Source organism: Corallococcus llansteffanensis, assembly GCF_003612055.1.
Taxonomy (GTDB): Bacteria; Myxococcota; Myxococcia; order Myxococcales; family Myxococcaceae; genus Corallococcus; species Corallococcus llansteffanensis.
Map to the genome: position 1 here is coordinate 1 of NZ_RAWB01000145.1, position 18,486 is coordinate 18,486.

An 18,486-nucleotide genomic window follows, 5' to 3' on the forward strand; every position below is an offset into this window, starting at 1 on the left:
CGTGGCACCCGGTCGAGGACCCCCACCGTCACCCGGGCCCCACGCACACCGCGTTCCTATGATGGACACACCATGCGCGCGCCACCTCGAACGACACCCGGACCGCAGCACCCGGAAGCCACCGCCCCACGGGGCCCTTCGGACCCACGGTGGGCCCTCATCCTCGGCGCCTCTTCCGGCACGGGCGCGGCCATCGCGGAGGCCGTCGCGCGCACGCCGGGGTTGAATGTCTTTGGCGTGCACCGGGGCCGCTACGCGGAGGCCGCGAGCCGGATGGAGGCGAGCGTGCGCGAGGCGGGCCGGGACGTGCTGCTGCGCCAGGCGGACGCCTCCACCCCCGAGTCCGCCGAGGCGGGCGCGGACGCCCTGCTCACGCACGCGGGCCCCCGGAGCGTGAAGCTCTTCGTCCACGCCATCGCGGGCGCGGCCGTGGGGCGCTTCCTGTCGGAGGGGCCGGACCGGTTGCACCCGCGCCGCGTGCAGCGCACCTTCGACTGCATGGCCCACTCGTTCGTGTACTGGACACAGGCCATGGTCCAGCGCGACCTGCTGGCCCCGGACGCACGGCTGCTGGGCCTGCAGAACCCGCTGGACGAAACGCACCTGGGCAACACCGGCCTCATCAGCGCCTCCAAGGCCGCGCTGGAGATGTACGTGCGTCACCTGGCGATGGAGCTGGGCCCCAGGGGCCACCGGGTCAACCTGCTCAAGTTCGGCACGGTGATGACGCCCGCCCTGAGCCACGTCTACTCGCCGGAGGCCCTGGCCCAACTGGAGCAGCGCCACGCGGCCATGACCCCCGCGGGGCGCATGTGCACGGTGGAGGAGGTGGCGCGCTTCGTCACCGTGCTCACCGGCGACGACGCGGGCTGGTTCAACGGCGCCACCATCGACTTCACCGGCGGCATGACGCTCCGGCTGATGGACCTGGTGCTCAACCCGTGACGGCCGGCGCCTGCTCCGGAACGCGGAACGTGAGGCAGTAGTAGAACGGTGACACCTGTTCCTCGATGACGCCTTCGGCGTTGCGGGGCAGCAGCGCGCGCGGGCTCCGGGCGTCGCGCGTGTAGAACGTGAGGGCGCGGAAGGCGGCGCGCTGGAACAGCGACGGCCGGAAGCTCGCGTCCAGTTGCTCGTCCACCACCACCAGCGGCGTGCCGGGGCGGGCCACGCGCGACATCTCCAGCAGCGCCACCGCGGGCTGGCGATAGCCGCCGATGCCTCCCACGTGGAAGACCCGGTCGAACGTCGCGTCCCGGAAGGGCAGCGCGTGCGCGTCCGCCAGGAGCAGCCGGGTGTCCCGCATGCCGTTGCCAATGTGCTTGCGCAGCCGCTTCTCGCACTGCGCCAGCATGCCGGTGCTCAGGTCCAGGCCCCACACCTCCACGTCCAGGCCGGGCGGCAGCGCGCCCCGGATGCGCGGCAGGTTCGCGCCCGCGCCCACGCCCACCTCCAGCACCCGCACCGGCTGCCCGTCCTCGCGCGGCCTGAGGGCGCCCAGCTCCAGCCGCCGCATGTACCCGTCGCGCATCCGCGACTCGGAGACGGACTGGAACAGCGGCGTCAGCACCGCCGTCAGCGGGTCGTGCAGCGCGGGCAGCCCGTCATAGATGTGGCGCATCAGCCGGTCCGTGCCCTGCACGCGGTCCTCGCGGTACAGCCGCGCGGTTCCCCCGTCCACGTCCCACGTCTCGCCGCAGCCGCCGCAGCGCAGGCGGCCCTCGGTGAGCCGGTCGTCCTCGTTCAGCCCGTGCCACACCAACTGGCCCCGGCAGTCCGGACACGCCAGGATCGCCACGTCGCCCACTCGCATCATCGCGTCGTCACTCCGCCCTGCCTTCCGCCGTCGTTCCCAGGCCCTGCTCGGCCATGGCGCAGGCCAGGTCCTCGCGCGCGTCCAGCCGGGTGAAGTCCTCCACTGCCCGCCGCAGCAGCTCCGCGCGCTCGGGGGCATTCGCGGGCAGGTGCCGCGCCCACTCCAGCCGCGCGCGCGCCGCCTCGTAGGGCATCCGCCGCTTCGTCGCTTCGGTGATGCACCGCTGCCACGCGCGGAACGCCTTGCGCGGCCGGCCCGAAAGCCACGCCTCGCAGCCGCGCCACAGCCACGCCGAGGGCTCGCCGAAGGGGAACACCCGCGCGAAGTCCTCCAGCGCCTTCAGCGCGACGCGGGCGCTGTGCGACAGCGCCTGCAGCCCCGGCCCCGGCGTCTCGCGCGCCCACAGCGTGAGCAGCACCTCCGCGACCGCCGTGGCCCCGAAGTAGACGAAGTGCGCCACCGGCTTGCCGGCCGACAGCCGCACCAGCGCCTTCTCCGCCGCCGCGCGCGCGCCCGCCGCGTCACCTTCGCGCAGGCACAGGAGCGCCAGCGTGCCGTCCACGATGATGCGGTCGGTGGCCCCGCCGTGCGCCTCCGTCCACGCCAGCGCCGGCTCCAGCGCCACGCGGGCCCGCGCGTGCTCGCCCAGCCGCAGCAGGATGTGCGCGCGGTAGTGCATGGCCCAGTGCTGCGTCTGCACCGCGCCCCGGCGCACCGCGGACGCCTCCAGCCAGTCCATCAGCGGCAGCCCCCGCGCGAACTGGCCCTGGTAGCAGAGCGCCACGGTGAGCAGCGCGCGGCACTCCTCCGCCAGCCGCAGGTCGCCCACCGAGTCCACGATGGACGTCGCGCGCTGGAGCCACGCCTCCACGTCCTCCCAGTGGGCCTGGTACACCGCGCACACCGCGTTGCGGTTGAGCACGTAGGCCAGGTCCACCGGGCGGCCCACGCTCTCCGCCACCTCCCGCGCCCGCCTCACCCACGCGTCCGCCACCCGGCGCACCGGCACCGTGCCCGCCACCACCGCCATCACCGTGTAGCCGCGCGCCAGCTCCGGCGAGGGCCCCGCGGGCTCGCACAGGTTGAGCATGCGCAGGCCGCTCCAGAGCACCGGCATCGCCTCCTGCGCGTAGATGAACGCGTCCGTGAGGCGCATGAGCAGCCGGCCCGCCACCCGCCGCACCTCGCGGCGCCGGGCCGAGTCGTCCACGTGCGCGTCGGGCCGCGCGCTCTGCGCCAGCCGCGACAGCGCCTGCCAGAGCGTGCCCAGCACCCACGCCACGCGCGTCTTCGGCATGGGCCAGCCGAAGTGCGCGAGCGCCGCCTCCGCGTGGCCGCGGAAGGCCTCCAGGTCTCCCAGCTGGAAGCGCGCCTCCGCCAGCAGCGCCTCCACGCGGCCCTTCTCCAGCGCCGTCGCGCCCGGGGTGCTCGCCAGCGCCCGCGCGAGCAGGGGCAGCGCCTCGCGGCACGCGCCCACCTCCAGCGCCTCCTCGCCCGCGCGCCGCGCGTGGAGCGCCTCGCGGGCCGCGTCCTGGGCCTGCCCCCAGTGGTACGACAGCGCGGCGGCGTGGCCCCGCGGATGGGCCGCCTCCAGCGCCTCCGCCGCGCGCCGGTGGAGCGCGGGCCGGGACTCGGGCGGCAGGTCCTCCAGGAGCCGCTCCCGCAGCTTGTCGTGCGCGAAGCGCCAGCGGTCGTCCACCACGTCGAGCACCGCCGCCGCCGCGCAGTCGGTGAGCCACGCCTCCACGTCCACGCCCGGCGCCGCCCGCTGGAGCACCGCCACGTCCAGCTCCCGGCCGAGCAGCGCCGCCACGTCCAGCAGGCCCCGCGCGCCCCGGGGCACCTTCTCCAGCCGGCGCTGCACCAGGGCGCGCATGCCGCCCGCCCACACGCGCTCCGGCAGCGCGCGTCCCCCCAGCCGGTCGCCGAGCTGGTCGAGGCCGCCCGCGTCCTCCGCCAGCGCGCGCACCACCTCCACGAGGAAGAAGGGGTTGCCCTCCGTCTCGCGGCGCAGCAGCTCCAGCACGTCGGGTCGCCGGCCCACGGGGCCCAGCATGGACTCGCCCAGGAGGGCGATCTCCTCCGCGTCCAGCCGGGGCAGCCGCAGCGTCCGGGTGCCGGGCACCCACTCCGGCAGGAGCGGGGCCTCGTCGTCGCGGAAGCTCGCGAGCAGGAGCAGCGGCAGCCCGGAGGCCCGCGCCGCGAGCCGCGCGAGCAGCTGGAGCGATTCGCTGTGCGCCTGGTGCACGTCCTCCAGGATGACGACGGTGGGCTGGGGCAGCCGGCCGAAGACGTCCTCCACCGTCTGGTGCAGCCGCAGCTGCGCCATCTCCGCGTCCAGCTCCGGGGCGATGGGCACCGCGCGGCCCAGCAGCGCCTCCATGTCCGGCACCAGGGGCTTGAGGATGCGCGCCTCGCGGTCGGACAGCTCCGTGAGCATGGGCAGCCAGCGCAGCACCGCGCGCCACTCCTGGTACGGCACGCCGCCGGTGTCCACCGCCTGCCCGCGCACCACCACCGCGCCGCGCACCAGGGCCTGCGCGCGCATCTCCTCCAGCAGGCGCGACTTGCCCACGCCGCTCTCCCCGCCGATGAGCCACGCGCTGCCCTGGCCCGCGAGCGCGCGGTCGAGCACGTCCATCAGGTGCTCGCGCTCGCGCACGCGGCCCACGAAGCGCGCGGACTGCAGGAAGCTGTCGCGCGTGGCGGCGGACTCGGCGGGCAGGGGCTGGCCGGTGGCGGCGCACAGCGCGGCGATGGCGGCCTGCGCGTCGCGAGGACGGCGGTGGGCCTCCGGCGCCACCAGCTGCTCCAGCAGGGCCTTGAGCGCGGGGGGGAAGCCCGGCGTCGCGAACACCTGGCCGCCGTGGGGCAGCCGCCCGAAGAACATCTGGCACGCCATGGCGCCGAAGCCGAAGAGGTCGGTCTGCTCCGACGGGGGCTGGTCCTCGAAGAGCTCCGGGGCCAGGTAGCCCGGGGTGCCCGCCGGCTGCGCGCGCCGGCCCTGGTCGCGGCCCACCGCGAGGCCGAAGTCCAGCACCTTCACCTGCCCGCGCACCACCAGCACGTTCCCGGGCTTCAGGTCGCGGTGGATGATGCCGCGCCGGTGCAGGTACGCGAGCGCCTGGAGCGTCTGCACCAGCAGCGCCACCTGGGTCGTCAGCGGCGCGTCCGAGCCCGCCTCCACCAGCGTGCGCGCGTCCTCCAGCAGGTCCATGGCCAGGTAGGGCCGGCCCTCGTCGTCGAAGCCGTAGTCCAGCACGCGGATGACGTGCGCGTGGCGCAGCGACACCAGCGTCTGGAACTCGTGCGCCAGCGACAGCGCCATGCCCTGCGTGGCGAACGCGGAGGGCGTACCCTTCCCGGGGCGCCGCGCCAGGTCCGCCACCGTCTTGTGCAGCCGCTTGAGGGCCACCGGCCCGGACAGCCCGTCCTGCGCGCGCCACACGGTGCCAGCGCCGCCCCGACCCAGCAGGTCCAGGATGCGGTAGCGACGGCCCACCACCTCCGGGTCCACCCCTGGAGACGGCTCTGGCTCCGGAAGCTCCGTCCGGATGGATGACTGGGAGGTGGGGTGAGACATGAGGGGAGGCCGCCCTCCGGTCACGATATCCCCCCTTCCCGTGCGGGAGGGGGATTGAATGCAGCAAGGGAACGGGCGAGTCGGGTGGCGCCCGTGACCCTGGGGAGCAACCCGGCGGGCAGCGCTCGGTGGGCTGCCTTCCCGGGGGCGGCGCGGCACCCCATCTCTTGGGCTTGGGACACAGGGAGGACGTCGATGGCGGGCTACGACTTCGATTTGTTCACGTTGGGCGCGGGATCGGGCGGCGTGGCGGCCAGCCGGCGCGCGGGGGCCTCCGGAGCGCGGGTGGCCATCTGCGAGGAGGGGCGCGTGGGCGGCACGTGCGTGCTGCGAGGGTGCGTGCCCAAGAAGCTGCTCGTGTACGCCGCGCACTACCGCTACGACCTGGAGGACGCGGCGGGCTACGGCTGGACGGTGAGCGGGTCCGCGCTGGAGTGGAAGCGGCTCCAGGCGGCGAAGGCGAAGGAGCTGGAGCGGCTGACGAACATCTACGGGCGGCTCTTGCGCGACGCGGGTGTGACGCTGGTGGAGGGCCGGGGCCGCGTGGTGGATGCGCACACGGTGGAGGTGGCGGGCAAGCGCTACACGGCGGAGCGCATCCTCGTGGCCACGGGCGGCAGGCCCTGGCTGCCGCAGGTGCGGGGCATCGAGCACGCCATCACGTCGGAAGAGGCGCTGGAGTTGCCCACGCTGCCGAAGCGGGTGGCGGTGGTGGGGGGCGGCTACATCGGCGTGGAGTTCGCGGGCATCTTCGCGGCGCTGGGCGTGAAGGTGACGATGTTGATTCGCGGCGACACGGTGCTGCGCGGCTTCGACAACGACGTGCGCGCGGCGCTGACGCAGGAGATGCGCAAGAAGGGCGTGGACATCCGGCCGGAGACCTTCATTGAAGACATCGAGAAGCGCGGGGACGGCACGCTCAGCCTGATGACGCGCGTGGGGGAGACGCTGGAGGTGGACGCGGTGCTGTACTCCACGGGCCGCGTGGCGAACACGCAGGGGCTGGGGCTGGAGGAGGTGGGGGTGAAGCTGGACGCGCGGGGCGCGGTGGTGGTGGACGCGCAGTCGCGCTCGTCGGTGGAGAGCATCTACGCGGTGGGGGACGTCACGGACCGCATCAACCTCACGCCGGTGGCCATCGCGGAGGGCCGGGCGATGGTGGAGACGCTGTATCGGAACAACCCGGTGACGATGGACCATGAGAACGTCCCGTCCGCGGTGTTCAGCCAGCCGCCGGTGGGCACGGTGGGGCTCACGGAGCGAGAGGCCATCGAGCGGCACGGCGTGGTGGACGTCTACGTCTCCAGCTTCCGGCCCATGAAGCACACGCTGTCCGGCCGCGACGAGCGAGCGATGATGAAGGTGGTGGTGGAGCGAGGCACCGAACGCGTGCTGGGCTTCCACATGGTGGGCGCGGACGCGCCCGAAATCATCCAGGGGCTCGCGGTGGCGCTGAAGTGCGGCGTGACGAAGAAGCAGCTCGACGCGACGGTGGGCATCCACCCCACCGCCGCGGAGGAGTTCGTCACGATGCGCGACAAGCGGCCCGACCCGTCGGAGAGCGCGGCGGCCCTGGAGTTGGGGCGCGATGCGGCGGTGCCGCCCATCACGCGGCCCTCCTGACGGTCAGGGCGTGACAGGCTGCATGAGTCCGGCCCTTGCCAGCAGCTCGCGCACGCGCTTTCCCCGTTCGACATGCTCGGGGTTCCTCGCGGTCAACCGCTCCGGGGCCAGGACAATGAGCGCCCCCCGGTTCTCGACTGGCTCGATGTGGACGGGCGCTGGCAACGGGGGCACCGTCCCCCGGCGGCGCGGCAGGTACGTGACCCAACCCACGAACCCGCCAGCCCTGGGCGTATCGTCCATCGCCGCACGGTGGTCCCACGATGTGGCCAAGGCCCAATCAGGGTCCCAGGCCTGAGCCATGCTGCGTACCACGCCTGATAGCACCGGGGCGGTGCTGAGCCGCTCCGCATTCGCCCCTCTGCTCGGCAGAGTCATCACGCAGGAGTTGGGGGTGGCACCACCATGGTCACCACAGGTGATGCGCAGATCCACGTCTTCCCCCCTGGCGCCTTCGTTGCCGAACCAGAACGTGAATCCGAGCTGCTCGATGGCCGGCCCCCCTTTCTCGCGGTTGACGCCACGCCGGAACGACTCGGTGAGCGTGGCCGGATCCGGTGGCATCAGAGGGTACTTCCGGGCTTCCTGGCGTGTTCGAGCGGGCTTGTACCACTGGGCAAGGAGCGGATCACATGAGGCCAATAGAGTGAGAAATTCAGCGGTGCGACGCGCGCAGTCCGCAGGGGACTCCTTACGAGGCCCCCAGTAGGCACCCACGTAGTAATCCTCTGCTTCAGGCTGCTCAGCCACGATGGCCTCCTCTCAATGTGCCGGGGTGTGGACAACCTTGATGCCTCCAACGTCCGCTCCATCCAAAAGCCGGCGGATTGGATTCACTGCATCCGCTTCGGCCACATGCCACTCAATCCGTATATCTGTCCCCATGACCTTCTGGGTCTGCCTCCGAGCTTGTTCAACGAGGTCCACAGCCCCCGAGTGGCGGAACCATTCCTTGGGCTTCAGTCCCTCGAAGAACTTCGCGTAGCCAGGCCCCTTCGCCTCCAGTAGCACGTCATCCCTGAACCCATCGAACTTGATCCCCCCAGCCTTCGTGCTCGTGCCGCCGACCCAATACGCATCATCGGCCGAGTGCCCCGTGATCTGCTCTTGATAGCGCCGGGCACGCGCGGACATTGACTCCTTCGCGGGCCCCCACTGCCCAGGCCCCCTGGAAGGCGATGCACTCTTTGATGCCGTATTGGCACGCTGGAGAAAGATGGCCGCCCCAGGCCCGCCCCCCAACACGGACGCGGCTCGCCCTACGGGCACCGCGACACGTTCCAGGGTGAGTGCTCCTTGCGCGGACAGGGACAGCACCGGCACCGTGGCTTCCGCGCCCGCCAGCGCGCCTGTCACGGTGCGCGTCGCGGAGGTCACGGTGCCCTTCGTCACGAGGAGGCCCGTCGCCAGCTCGGCCACGGCCTGCACCTGCTCGCCGCGCGTCATGTATCGGAAGCGCTCGAAGTACTCGGGCGATGACGCGATGAGCGCCGACACTCCCGCGGGCAGGTCCTTCAACGCGGCGAGGCTGTCCAGCGGGGAGGTGAAGAAGCGTCCCAGCGCGAGCGCCAGCTTCACGAACGCCGATTCGGCTCCGTCCAACGTGCGGCTGATGAGGTCCGCGTCGTCGTACACCTCGACGAACACCGGGCCGTGCACGGGCGCCAACCGGTCATCCGCGAGTTCGAGAACGAAGCCATTGCTCACGTAGAAGCGGCCCAGCTCGAAAGGGCCCGCTCGGAACGTGCCGTCCCTCCATGCCACGGCGCCGGCCTTCTGCTGCGTGCGTCCGGTCCAGACCCAGGCCAGGTGGCCGTCCGGCCGCAGCACCGCCACCCAGCGGAAGCGCTCCACCCGGAGCAGCAGCGTGTCCCGGGACACCTCGCCTGCCTCCAGCACTTCGCGCAGCAGGTGGCCCACGGCCATGCGCGCGGGGAAGGTGCCGAGCGTCACCGGCTTGCCCAGCAGCACCTTCAGGAGCCGTGCTGCTTGCGTGGGCGTGAGGGCACCTGCTGGCAGCGGCCGCTCATCCCGCTCCTCCAGCCCCGCGTCCGTCAGCAACTTCTCCCAGGCATCCGCCTGTGTGCCGGGACTTGCGACGCTCGCCAGAGCCACCGTCGTGCGGACGGGACTCGCGCCCGTCACCACCTCGCGGACGCCCTTGCGACGATGCAGCCGTCCGGGCTCCTCGGGGGCCGTGACGAACCGTGGCGAAGAGAGGGACTCATCGCTCGGCGGTGGCGCGGGAGCAGGGCCCGTGGCCTCGCGAGGCGTGTAGCTCAGGCTTCGTGCCCGGCCCGGCGCAGGTGTGAGCGACGCGCAGCCGGTGAGGGCCACCGCCATGCACAGCAGCAGGGCCTCAACGCGCACTGTCCACCCCCAGCCCCACCGACGCGAAGGCTCCCGGTCGCAGCGTCCCGTCCGCTTCCGGGAACAGCAGCGTGCCGCTCGTGCCCATCACGTAGAGCTTCCCCGCGAGGACTCGCCAGCGTGCTTCCGCGGCGCCCAGGTAGCGCGCCCCAGGCTGCCCCAGGCCCACGCCCAGCCCCTTCACCGCCACTTCCAAGCTGCGACTGAAGAGCTGCACCGCTCGCGCCTCCTGGATGCGCTCCTGTGCGGAGAGCAGAACCAGGTCATAGCCCCCGGGTCCGGCACAGCGGCCGAACCCGGAGCGCCTACGCACCCCAGGGCATGTAGGAAGGCGAGAACCGGAGCGTCAGACTGTTGGCTGCCGTCACCGCTTCAGGGCACGGAGTAGAGCCCGACGATGTTCGGATCCAACGTGGAGCTGGAGATCCGCAGGCCCGTGGCGCCGCTGACGCTCGTGACGTCCGTGACGCCCAGGTCCGCGAGCGAGAACGAGACACCTCCCAGCTTCGACTTCAGCGACCCCGCGGGGCTGCCGGTGACGCTCGCCACGCCACCCGTGTAGTTGAGCGTCGCCAGCGAAGCGGACGTGTTGCCCGCGGCCGTCGCGGTGAAATCCCCCTCGGCCAGCGTCAGCGAGTAGGTGCCCACCCGCTGGTTGGACGCGTTGATCAGCGTGACGGTGGTGGGGTCGCCCACCGCCGCGGAGGCCAGCGTGGTCTCCACGATGAAGAAGCGCGTCTTCGTCGTGAAGGCCGTGCCGAACTGAAAGTTCCCCCCGCCCACGTTGTTCGCGCCGTCATGAGCACCAAGCCCCGTAGCAGCCGCGTTGGCGGTGGCGGGCACCGGCCCCAGCGAGCTGGGCATGTTCGTCCCCGTGATGCCATTGGCCGTCGCGGCCACGAGGTTGCTGAAGGTGCCCTCCGTCGTGGTGAGCGAGGCCAGCTGCGCACTGCCGGTGATGCTGACCGGCGTACCCGCCGTCACCGCGCCCGTGAAGGTCGCGCGAGTGACGGGCAGGAGCGTGCGAGCCACGGCCGGGTCGGCCAGCGTGGCGATCTCATGGGCGATGCGGTGGAGGTTGCCGGCATCGGTCGCGCTGATGCCCAGGTCGGCCGCCGCGCTGCCCGTACCCGTCGCCAGCCCCCGCGGATCCACCTGGGTGATCTTCGCGAACAGCACCGCCGCCGACAGGTAGCTGCCATGGCGGCTCGAGTGGCGGCTGTCCTGGGCGCTCCACAGGTTGAACATCCCCGCGGAGATTCCATCGGCGGGATTCGGGTCGGCCAGGCCCTGGTCGACCGCGCGCAGGAAGCCATCCCCGACGCGCACCACGCCCGTGAACCCCAGCTCCCGGGAGGCCGTGAAGTAGGCCTCGCGAAGGTCGGTCTGCATCGCCTGGAGCCCCGGAGTGCCACTCGGGTAGCCCTGCGTACCGACGGAGGCAGGCGAAGCCCACGTCTCATACAGGAACAGGTTCGCGAAAGGGTTCTTGGAGAGCACCAGGGCGCGCAGGTCGCGGGCCGCGTTCGTGAAGCTCGTGGGCGAACCACCGCGCGCGGTGGGCAGCGGCGTCGTGCTCTGCTCCTGCAACACGACGGTGTTCCAGGTGGCCTGCCCGATGATCGCCGACCGGTTGGTGGAGTGCCACCCCAGCGTCTGGCCGCTGGCCGTCTCCAGGCTGACGTTGAACGCGAGTCCCGCCTGCACGGTCAGCTTCTTGAAGATGCCCGGGATGCCGCCGATGCCGGAGCCATTCGTGTCGGTGACCGAGGCCTTGTTGTACGAATAGGCCGGCTCCTCGTTGCCGTGGGTGAAGCTGTTGCCCACGAAGAGGATGTTGCCGCCGGAGACCGCGGAGGCGGTGCTGCCCAGGTCCTCCGGCTCGGACTCCGGAAGCGGTGCGCAGCTCGCGTTGAACGCGATGAGGCCCCAGGCCATCAGGCCCACCAGTCGGGCGTGAACCGCGGGCAACGGCGCATGGATTCGGACGGGGTGCATGACAGGTCCCTGGGGGGCGGATTCGGGTGGCGGCGGCCTGGAGCGAACTCCAGGATTCACCATCAAACCAGAATCCAGTGCCAGAACGGCTCACCCACAGGCCCGGGCCCGCGCGAGCAGGTACTCGCGCTGCGGCGGGGTCCTCGCCAGCGCGGCGGCCTGCCGGAAGCAATCCGCGGCCCGGCCCCGCTCCCCCAGTTGCTCCAGCAGCATGCCCTCCACGGCGAACCGGTACGGGTAGCGCTGGAGCACGCCATCCGAGCGCAGCGGCCCCAACGCCTCCAGCGCCGCCGCCGGTCCCCGCACCCGTCCCAGCGCCACCACGCGCCCCAGCGCGACGATGGGCGAGGGCTTGAGCACCAGGAGCGCGTCGTACAACGCCAGCAGCCGCGCGCTGTCCTCCGCGCCCGGCACGGCGCTCTTCGCATGCACCAGGGCGATCTCCGCCTCCAGGTGCAGCGGCGTCAGCACCGGCCCCATGGAGGCGTGCAGGTGGCGCAGCCCCCTTCCAAGCAGCAGCGGCGACGCCTCCGTCCCCTCGCGCGCCTCCTGCGGCACGAACGCGCCCCTCGCATCCACGCGGCCCGGCAGCCGTGCGGCGCGGAAGCAGAACAGCGCGGCCAGCGCATGGCCCTCCGGGGTCGCGGTGCCCGGGTGCGCGAGCAGCACCTCCGCCAGCCGCAGCGCCTCCGCGCACAGCTCCGCGCGGGACAGGTCGTGCCCCTCGGAGGCCTCATAGCCCTCGTTGAAGAGCAGGTAGAGCGCGGGATGCACCGCGCCCAGCCGCTCCGGCAGCGCCTCCGGCGACGGCACCTCCAGCGTGGCGCGACAGGCGCGCAGCGTGCGCTTCGCGCGCACCAGCCGCTGCGCCACGGTGGGCTCGTCGGCGAGCAGCGCGGCGGCGACCTCGCGCACGGAGAAGCCACACGCCACCTTCAACGTGAGCGTCACCTGCATCTCGCGCGAGAGCGCCGGGTGACAGCACGCGAAGAGCAACCGCAGCGCGTCGTCCGGAAGCTCGGCCGCGTAGCGCGGGGGCGCCTCCGAGAGCGCGTCCGGCGCCACGGGCTCTTCGTCCGGCACGTCCGGGACCTCGGGCGCGCGCAGGCGCACGAGGTCCGTCAGCCGGTTCGCGGCCACGCGCAGCAACCACGCGCGCGGCTGCTCCGGAATGCCGTGGAAGCCCCACGTGCGGGCCGCCTGGAGCATGGCGAACTGGACCGCATCCTCGGCCAGGTCCAGCCGCCCCAACCCCACGCGCCGGGCCAGCGCCGCGACGAGGCCCGCGGACCACTGGCGGAAGGCCAGGTCCAGGACGGCCCGGGCCCCGGTCGCGGCGGCGGAGGGCGGCGGCGTGTCAGGCATCGTCGATGGCGCGCAGCTCGACTTCACCGTGGCGCAGGTGCGGGCAGGTCCGGGCCAGGGCCACCGCGGCGTCGTACGACTCCGCGGACAGGATGAAGAGGCCGCCCACCACGTCCTTCACCTCCGCGTAGGGGCCGTCCGACACCAACAGCTTCCCGCCTTCGGTCTTCAGGCGCCGGCCGCCCTCGTCGCACAGCTTCTCTCCCTGGAGCAGGCGGCCCTCCTTCCGCAGCCGGTCGCTCCACTGCATGTACTCCTCCACGATGGCCTGCAGCTCGGCGGGCGACTTCGCGGCGAAGTGGGCGGGGGTCTCGTGCAGCAGCATCAGGTAGCGGGACATGGGGTGGACCTCTCGTGCAACGGGTTCATCCGAAAAGACGGCCCGGGTCACAAATTATCGACATGGCCTCGGGACCTACCTCGCCACCTCCTGCGCACAGACACCCAGGCAGCCAGAGAACAGTCTTCTCGTACGCGCGGATGACAGGGCTGCCATGCGTGCCCACCCATGGGTGCAGGAGGCAGCGGGCACCGACGTGGACAAGGACTGGCGATGGGTGGGGGTGTTGGGGGCGATGCTGCTCGCGGGATGTCCGTCCGCGTGCACCACGCAGGAGTCGTCACGTCCATTCCATCTCACGGGACAGGTGGGGTCGCACGGAGCGGACTTCGCAACGGCGCTGTACCAGACGACGGGCGTGCGGATGGAACCGCGCAACCGCATCCGGTGGGCGAACAACGGCGCCGTGTTCGACGTGATGGTGGAAGAGATCGGCCGGGCCCGCGCCTCCATCAACATCGTGATGTTCATCTGGCGGCCAGGACAGGCGTCGGAGCGGATGCTGGAAGCCCTGGCCGAGCGCACCCGCGCGGGCGTCACCTGCCGCGTGCTGGTGGACCCGCTGGGCAGCGGCCCCTTCGAGAAGGAGATCAAACCGCGGCTGGAGGCGATGGGCTGTGAGGCGCACCTGTTCCGCCCGCTGCCGGCGGACGAGAACCTGGCGCGCAACCACCGCAAGATTGTCGTCGTGGACGGGAAGGTCGCCATCACCGGCGGGCTCGCCATCCAGGACGAGTGGCTGGGCGAGGCCCGCAACGAGAAGGAGTGGCGGGACACCAACGTGCGCGTCCAGGGCCCGGTGGTGTCGCAGCTCCAGCAGGCCTTCGCGGAGAACTGGCAGGAGACGACGGGCACGCTGCTCCCCGCGTCGGACTTCCCCACGCTGGAGCAGGCGCAGCCCGGCCTGGACGACGCGGGCGAGGGCTGGGCGGGCTTCGTCAGCAGCACGGCGAACCCGGAGGTGACGCGCGCGGAGCGCCTCACGCAGCTGATGGTGAAGGCCGCGAAGAAGCGACTCTGGATCTCGCAGGCGTACTTCACGCCCAACGACGCGCTCATGCAGCTCCTGGTGGAGCGGGCGAAGGCGGGCGTGGACGTGCGGGTGCTGGCCCCGGGCGACAAGAACGACCAGCGGGCCATCACGCTGCTCCAGCGCAACACCTACGACACGCTGCTCGCGGCGGGCGTGCGCGTCTGGGAGTTCCAGCCGTCCATGATGCACGCCAAGACGATGCTGGTGGATGACCGGCTGGTGCTGGTGGGGTCCATCAACTACGACGCGCTGTCCTTCAACCTGCTGGAAGAGGGCTCGCTGGTGCTGGAGGACGTCGAAGCGGCCCGCCAGTTGGAGGCGTTCTTCCTGGAGGACGTGACCCACGCACGGGAGATCCGCGCCGAGCGCGCCGAGCGCTGAAGCCGGCCCGGGCGCTGTCCGGTTTCCAAGCGAGGGCGAGGGAAGCGCTGGGCAAGCAGCGCGGTCGTGTGCTCAAGAGGCTTCACCATGAGCACGACCTCCCCTCGTCACCTCTTCGTCGCGGGCGCCACGGGCGCGACCGGCCGCACGCTGATGCGCCAGGCGCTGGCGCGCGGCGTGTCCGTCCTCCCGCACGTGCGACCCAAGAGCGCGGGCACCGAACCCGCGAGCACTTGGCCCCGGAAGGCGGCGCTGGAGCTGGCGGACGCGCCCGCGCTGGTGGAGGCGATGCGCGGCAGCACCACGGTCCTCCAGCTCATCGGCACGATGCGCAAGCGCTTCGCCGCGGGGGACACCTACGAGACGAGCGACATCGGCACCACGCGGCAACTGGTGGATGCGGCGAAGGCGGCGGGCGTGGACCACTTCGTGTTGCTCACGTCCGTGGGCGCGGGCACCCCGGTGGGCGCGTACCTGAAGGCCAAGGCGGAGGCCGAGCGCATCGTGCGCGACAGCGGCCTTGCGTACACGATGGTGCGCCCGCCCGCGCTGGAGGGCGAGTACCACCGCCCGCCCGGCTTCATGCACACGGTGGCGAAGCTGCCGCTCCTGCACAACCTCAAGCCCATGCACCTGGAACAACTGGCCGCCGTGCTGCTGCGCGTCTCCGAACGCCGCGCGCCGCTCAACGCGGTGCTCGAAGGCAAGAGCCTCTGGGCGGAAGTGGAAGCCGCGGGGCGGTAGGTCAGACCACTGGAATAGAAGGCTCCGCTGCTGTTCGAGCAGGCGACAAGCCCTCATGGCGAGGGAGCGCAGGGCCTGCGAAGGAGCTAGACTGGTGTTGATGGCGACCGTCGACGAAGTGCTCACCGATGCCTTGCGACTCTCCAGGGAGGAGCGCGCCCGGATTGCGCATGAGCTGCTGCTCAGCCTGGATGAAAGCTCGGAAGCCCAGGATGCCGAAGCAGACTGGACCCGGGAATTGGCGCACCGGGCCCAGGAGGTCATCGACGGCACGGTAGAGCTCGTCAGTTTCGAGGAAGCACAAAAACGGCTGAAAGAACGGCTGGAGCGGATGCGGCGGCAGCGATAGGTCCACGCTACCCATGCCCATCCGACTGCATCCGGATGCCAGTTGGGAGCTGATTGAAGCCGGCGTTTGGTATGAGAACCGGAGATCCGGTCTCGGCGACGTCTTTGGCTCAGTCATCGCGCAAGCGGTAGTGCTGATCGAAGAGCATCCGGACCGCTGGCCCATCTGGCCTGGGCTCCGCCATACGCCGCCCATCCGCCGCTTCCTGCTCCAGGACCATCCCTTCGCCATCCCCTACATCATCCGGGATGAGAGTGTGGTGGTCCTCGCCATCGCGCACCTGCGTCGTCGGCCAGACTACTGGCTGCCTCGCGCTCGAAGCAGCCGCTAACCCGCTACTCCTTCACCGCCCCGGCCGTGAGCCCGGACACGATGCGCCGCTGGAACAGCACCGTGAGCACCACGAGCAGCAGCGTCGCGGCTCAGACGGCGCGGAACAGGCCCTTGTCCACGTGGACACCCACCCCGCTCATCGCCGCCACCACGTCCTCCGTCACATCCCGGCCACCGCCGAAGTTCGTGGCGAGGCACCCGGGGGTGTAGATGAGCCCCCAGGGGATGCCCCACCACCCGAACAGGAGCGTCACCAGCGTGTAGAAGAGGCTCTTGCCCGCGGTGCTCTCCCCGTGGCGGATGAAATGGACATCCGACGAGCGTCGGTATGTCACCACGACGAGCGAGACGCAGTACTCGAACACCACGAACCGGCCACCGCCGTGCAGCTCCTGCTGGAGCTGCTCCGCCGTCATGCCTTCCACTCCGACAATCGCCATGGTTCCCCCCCGGGTACGATTCCCAAAGCCTACCAAGGTTCGACGGCTTCAGGTCAACGCCCCCCACTACTCCTTCACCGCCCCGGCCGTGAGCCCGGACACGATGCGCCGCTGGAACAGCACCGTGAGCACCACGAGCGGCAGCGTCGCCACCACCGACGCGGCGGCGATCTCCCCCCATGGCTCCTTGTACTCGCTGGCGAAGAGGCTGATGGCCACCGGCACCGTGCGCTTCTCCGGCGTGGACAGGAACGTCAGCGCGTAGAGGAACTCGTTCCACGCGAAGATGAAGACAAGAATCGCCGTCGTCGCCAGCCCCGGCGCCGCCAGCGGCAGCAGCACCCGGCGGAACGCGCCGAACGGCGTGCACCCGTCCACCCTCGCCGCCCGGTACAGCTCGTCCGGGAGCTGTCGGAAGAACGACGTCAGCACCCACAGCGTCAGCGGCAGCGCGAACGTCGTGTACGGCAGCGCCAATCCCAACAGGCTGTCGCGCAACCCCACCGCGTTGAGGATGAGGTACAGCGGGCTCACCGTGGCGATGGGCGGGAACATCGACACGCCCAGCGCCGCGGACAGCAGCAGGCCCCGCCCCCGGAACTCCAGCTTCGCCAGCGCGAACGCCGCGGACGCGCCCACCGTCAGGCAGAACAGCGTCGTCAGCGTCGCCACCACCAGCGAGTTGAGCACCGCCCACAGGAACGGCCGCCCGAACAGCACGCTCTCGTAGTTCGCGCCCGTGAAATGCGAAGGCCACGGCCGAGTCAGCTCCCCATCCGGCCACAGGCTCGTCAACACCTGCCACAGGAACGGGCCCAGGAAGAACGTGAGGAACGCCACCACGGCCAGCGCCGTGCCCAGCCCCGGCCGCTTCATCGCCGCGCCTCCTCGCGCCCCAACCACCGCAGCCACACCGTGGCCAGCAGCACCACGCACAGGAACGTCGCCACCGACAGCGCGCTGCCATAGCCGAAGTCGCCGGAGCGCATCAGCGTCTTGTACGCGTAGATGCTCAGCGTCTCCGTCGTGTTCGCCGGCCCGCCCTCCGTCAGCACATAGATGGCGTCGAACACGCGGAACGCATCCAGCGACCGGAACAGCACCGCCAGGAGCAGCGCGGGCCGGAGCAGCGGCACGGTGATGGCGCGGAACTGCCGCCACGTCGACGCGCCATCCACGCGCGCAGCCTTGTAGAGGTCCTCCGGAATGCCCTGCAACCCCGCGAGCACCAGCAACGCCACGAACGGCGTCGTCTTCCACACGTCCACCAGGATGGCGGCGTGCAGCGCGTACCCCGGCGCGCCCAGCCAGTTGATGTCCGCCCCGCCCAGCAGCCGGTTGATGAGCCCGTAGTCCGGGTTGAACATCCACGCCCACAGCCGCGCGCTCACCACGGTCGGAATGGCCCACGGCACCAGCACGGATGCGCGCAGCAGGCCCCGCCCCGGGAACGCGCGGTTGAGCAGCAGCGCCAGCGGCACCGCGAGCAGCAGCTCCACCGTCACCGCCACCGCCGTGAAGTACGCCGTGTTCCCCAGCGCGGCCCAGAAGCGCGCATCGCCCACGAGGTAGACGTAGTTCTCCAACCCGGTGAAGCGCCGCTCGCCGAAGACGAGGATGAAGCGGTGCAGGCTGAGCCACATCGCCGCCAGCACCGGGTACAGCGCCACCACGGCCAGCACCAGCACGGCGGGCATCACCAGCAGGTACGCCTGCCGTCGCTCCCGCGCCTGCGAGCCCCGCTCCACGCCGCTCACCGCTCCTCCTCCTTCTCCGACCCCGGAGTCTCACCGGTCAGGTGATCCACCTGCTTCTGCGCGCGCGTGAGCGACTCCTCGGGGGTGCGGATGCCGGCCACGGCGGCGGAGAACTCGCTCTGGAGCACGTCCGCGATGAGCAGGTAGTACGGCGTCACCGGCCGGGGCCGCGCCCTCACCAGCGCCTCCTTCAGGCTGGCGATGAACGGCTCGGCCGCGCGCAGCTCCGCGTCGTCATACAGCGCGAGCCTCGGCGGGTTGCGCGCGTAGTGCAGCGCCAGCACGCGGTTGGCCTCGGGGGACGTCAGGTGCGCGATGAGGCGCGCGGCGGCCTTCTTGCGCGCGGGGGACACG

16 protein-coding genes and 2 pseudogenes are annotated in these 18,486 nt (G+C 71.6%); 6 read left to right on the forward strand and 12 right to left on the reverse strand.

Annotated features, from left to right (window positions below; all coding sequences use genetic code 11):
- The first annotated feature begins 72 nt into the window (after positions 1–72).
- The gene (locus tag D7V93_RS15825) at positions 73–945 is read left to right on the forward strand and encodes an SDR family NAD(P)-dependent oxidoreductase (RefSeq protein WP_120644213.1); all 873 of its coding nucleotides are present in this window, start codon (positions 73–75) and stop codon (positions 943–945) included.
- Here the strand turns inward: D7V93_RS15825 and D7V93_RS15830 are convergent.
- Together D7V93_RS15830 and D7V93_RS15835 are read right to left on the reverse strand one after the other, a co-directional pair.
- Positions 935–1,816, reverse strand: a complete 882-nt coding sequence (locus D7V93_RS15830; protein WP_120644214.1) for a methyltransferase domain-containing protein — start codon at positions 1,814–1,816, stop codon at positions 935–937. The genes D7V93_RS15825 and D7V93_RS15830 overlap by 11 nt on opposite strands.
- Positions 1,817–1,823: 7 nt before the next feature.
- Complete coding sequence (locus D7V93_RS15835; protein WP_120644215.1) at positions 1,824–5,399, reverse strand: serine/threonine-protein kinase; 3,576 nt, start codon at positions 5,397–5,399, stop codon at positions 1,824–1,826.
- Between the two features lie 195 nt (positions 5,400–5,594).
- Here D7V93_RS15835 and gor point away from each other — a divergent pair, with 195 nt between their 5' ends.
- On the forward strand, positions 5,595–7,022 hold the full coding sequence (gor, locus tag D7V93_RS15840; RefSeq protein ID WP_120644216.1) for a glutathione-disulfide reductase: 1,428 nt from the start codon (positions 5,595–5,597) through the stop codon (positions 7,020–7,022).
- Positions 7,023–7,025: 3 nt separating this feature from the next.
- Here gor and D7V93_RS15845 read toward each other — a convergent pair whose 3' ends face one another.
- The 6 genes and pseudogenes from D7V93_RS15845 to D7V93_RS15870 form a co-directional block, all read right to left on the reverse strand.
- Positions 7,026–7,772 carry an immunity 52 family protein gene (locus tag D7V93_RS15845; RefSeq protein ID WP_341870931.1) on the reverse strand — a complete coding sequence of 249 codons (747 nt, stop codon included), beginning with the start codon at positions 7,770–7,772 and terminating at the stop codon, positions 7,026–7,028.
- 12 nt (positions 7,773–7,784) lie between these two features.
- A complete protein-coding gene (locus D7V93_RS15850; RefSeq protein ID WP_244237336.1) occupies positions 7,785–9,392 on the reverse strand; it encodes a Tox-REase-5 domain-containing protein in 1,608 nt (535 codons plus the stop codon).
- Positions 9,382–9,606, reverse strand: a pseudogene (locus tag D7V93_RS15855) (hypothetical protein); the annotation flags it as partial. The gene D7V93_RS15850 and the pseudogene D7V93_RS15855, both read right to left, overlap by 11 nt.
- Before the next feature lie 158 nt (positions 9,607–9,764).
- The gene (locus tag D7V93_RS15860) at positions 9,765–11,390 is read right to left on the reverse strand and encodes a cell division protein FtsK (protein ID WP_120644218.1); all 1,626 of its coding nucleotides are present in this window, start codon (positions 11,388–11,390) and stop codon (positions 9,765–9,767) included.
- A gap of 90 nt (positions 11,391–11,480) precedes the next feature.
- On the reverse strand, positions 11,481–12,755 hold the full coding sequence (locus D7V93_RS15865; protein ID WP_120644219.1) for an RNA polymerase sigma factor: 1,275 nt from the start codon (positions 12,753–12,755) through the stop codon (positions 11,481–11,483).
- Positions 12,748–13,095, reverse strand: coding sequence for a YciI family protein (locus D7V93_RS15870; RefSeq protein WP_120644220.1), 348 nt, complete (start codon positions 13,093–13,095; stop codon positions 12,748–12,750). Before D7V93_RS15870 ends, D7V93_RS15865 begins: the two co-directional genes overlap by 8 nt.
- A gap of 154 nt (positions 13,096–13,249) precedes the next feature.
- Here D7V93_RS15870 and D7V93_RS15875 point away from each other — a divergent pair, with 154 nt between their 5' ends.
- The 4 genes from D7V93_RS15875 (at position 13,250) to D7V93_RS15890 (ending at position 15,933) form a co-directional block, all read left to right on the forward strand.
- Positions 13,250–14,509 (forward strand): phospholipase D-like domain-containing protein, encoded by a 1,260-nt coding sequence (locus tag D7V93_RS15875; protein ID WP_244237337.1) that lies wholly within the window; start codon positions 13,250–13,252, stop codon positions 14,507–14,509.
- 87 nt (positions 14,510–14,596) lie between these two features.
- Complete coding sequence (locus D7V93_RS15880; RefSeq protein ID WP_120644221.1) at positions 14,597–15,253, forward strand: SDR family oxidoreductase; 657 nt, start codon at positions 14,597–14,599, stop codon at positions 15,251–15,253.
- Positions 15,254–15,353: 100 nt separating this feature from the next.
- Entirely contained in the window at positions 15,354–15,602 is a 249-nt protein-coding gene (locus D7V93_RS15885) for an addiction module protein (protein ID WP_158623760.1), read from the forward strand.
- Between the two features lie 13 nt (positions 15,603–15,615).
- On the forward strand, positions 15,616–15,933 hold the full coding sequence (locus D7V93_RS15890) for a hypothetical protein (RefSeq protein WP_120644223.1): 318 nt from the start codon (positions 15,616–15,618) through the stop codon (positions 15,931–15,933).
- A gap of 91 nt (positions 15,934–16,024) precedes the next feature.
- Here the strand turns inward: D7V93_RS15890 and D7V93_RS15900 are convergent, their stop codons facing one another.
- The 4 genes and pseudogenes from D7V93_RS15900 to D7V93_RS15915 all read right to left on the reverse strand — a co-directional run.
- Positions 16,025–16,375 (reverse strand): hypothetical protein, encoded by a 351-nt coding sequence (locus D7V93_RS15900; RefSeq protein ID WP_120644224.1) that lies wholly within the window; start codon positions 16,373–16,375, stop codon positions 16,025–16,027.
- Positions 16,376–16,441: 66 nt separating this feature from the next.
- Positions 16,442–17,251: a carbohydrate ABC transporter permease gene (locus tag D7V93_RS15905; RefSeq protein ID WP_120644225.1), complete on the reverse strand. Its 810-nt coding sequence runs from the start codon at positions 17,249–17,251 to the stop codon at positions 16,442–16,444.
- Positions 17,248–18,072: a carbohydrate ABC transporter permease gene (locus tag D7V93_RS15910; protein ID WP_120644228.1), complete on the reverse strand. Its 825-nt coding sequence runs from the start codon at positions 18,070–18,072 to the stop codon at positions 17,248–17,250. The genes D7V93_RS15905 and D7V93_RS15910 overlap by 4 nt, the downstream gene beginning before the upstream one ends.
- 56 nt (positions 18,073–18,128) lie before the next feature.
- Positions 18,129–18,486: pseudogene (locus tag D7V93_RS15915) on the reverse strand (ABC transporter substrate-binding protein); the annotation flags it as partial.

What these genes read in the sequence shown, in the direction of transcription:
- D7V93_RS15860 (WP_120644218.1), bottom strand. Translation starts at nt 11,390, where the DNA reads ATGCACCCCGTCCGAATCCATGCGCCGTTGCCCGCGGTTCACGCCCGA.
- D7V93_RS15905 (WP_120644225.1), bottom strand. Translation starts at nt 17,251, where the DNA reads ATGAAGCGGCCGGGGCTGGGCACGGCGCTGGCCGTGGTGGCGTTCCTC.
- D7V93_RS15910 (WP_120644228.1), bottom strand. Translation starts at nt 18,072, where the DNA reads ATGCCCGCCGTGCTGGTGCTGGCCGTGGTGGCGCTGTACCCGGTGCTG.
- D7V93_RS15865 (WP_120644219.1), bottom strand. Translation starts at nt 12,755, where the DNA reads ATGCCTGACACGCCGCCGCCCTCCGCCGCCGCGACCGGGGCCCGGGCC.
- D7V93_RS15835 (WP_120644215.1), bottom strand. Translation starts at nt 5,399, where the DNA reads ATGTCTCACCCCACCTCCCAGTCATCCATCCGGACGGAGCTTCCGGAG.
- D7V93_RS15885 (WP_158623760.1), top strand. Translation starts at nt 15,354, where the DNA reads ATGGCGACCGTCGACGAAGTGCTCACCGATGCCTTGCGACTCTCCAGG.
- D7V93_RS15825 (WP_120644213.1), top strand. Translation starts at nt 73, where the DNA reads ATGCGCGCGCCACCTCGAACGACACCCGGACCGCAGCACCCGGAAGCC.
- D7V93_RS15880 (WP_120644221.1), top strand. Translation starts at nt 14,597, where the DNA reads ATGAGCACGACCTCCCCTCGTCACCTCTTCGTCGCGGGCGCCACGGGC.
- D7V93_RS15900 (WP_120644224.1), bottom strand. Translation starts at nt 16,375, where the DNA reads ATGGCGATTGTCGGAGTGGAAGGCATGACGGCGGAGCAGCTCCAGCAG.
- D7V93_RS15890 (WP_120644223.1), top strand. Translation starts at nt 15,616, where the DNA reads ATGCCCATCCGACTGCATCCGGATGCCAGTTGGGAGCTGATTGAAGCC.
- D7V93_RS15870 (WP_120644220.1), bottom strand. Translation starts at nt 13,095, where the DNA reads ATGTCCCGCTACCTGATGCTGCTGCACGAGACCCCCGCCCACTTCGCC.
- D7V93_RS15830 (WP_120644214.1), bottom strand. Translation starts at nt 1,816, where the DNA reads ATGATGCGAGTGGGCGACGTGGCGATCCTGGCGTGTCCGGACTGCCGG.
- D7V93_RS15875 (WP_244237337.1), top strand. Translation starts at nt 13,250, where the DNA reads ATGCGTGCCCACCCATGGGTGCAGGAGGCAGCGGGCACCGACGTGGAC.
- gor (WP_120644216.1), top strand. Translation starts at nt 5,595, where the DNA reads ATGGCGGGCTACGACTTCGATTTGTTCACGTTGGGCGCGGGATCGGGC.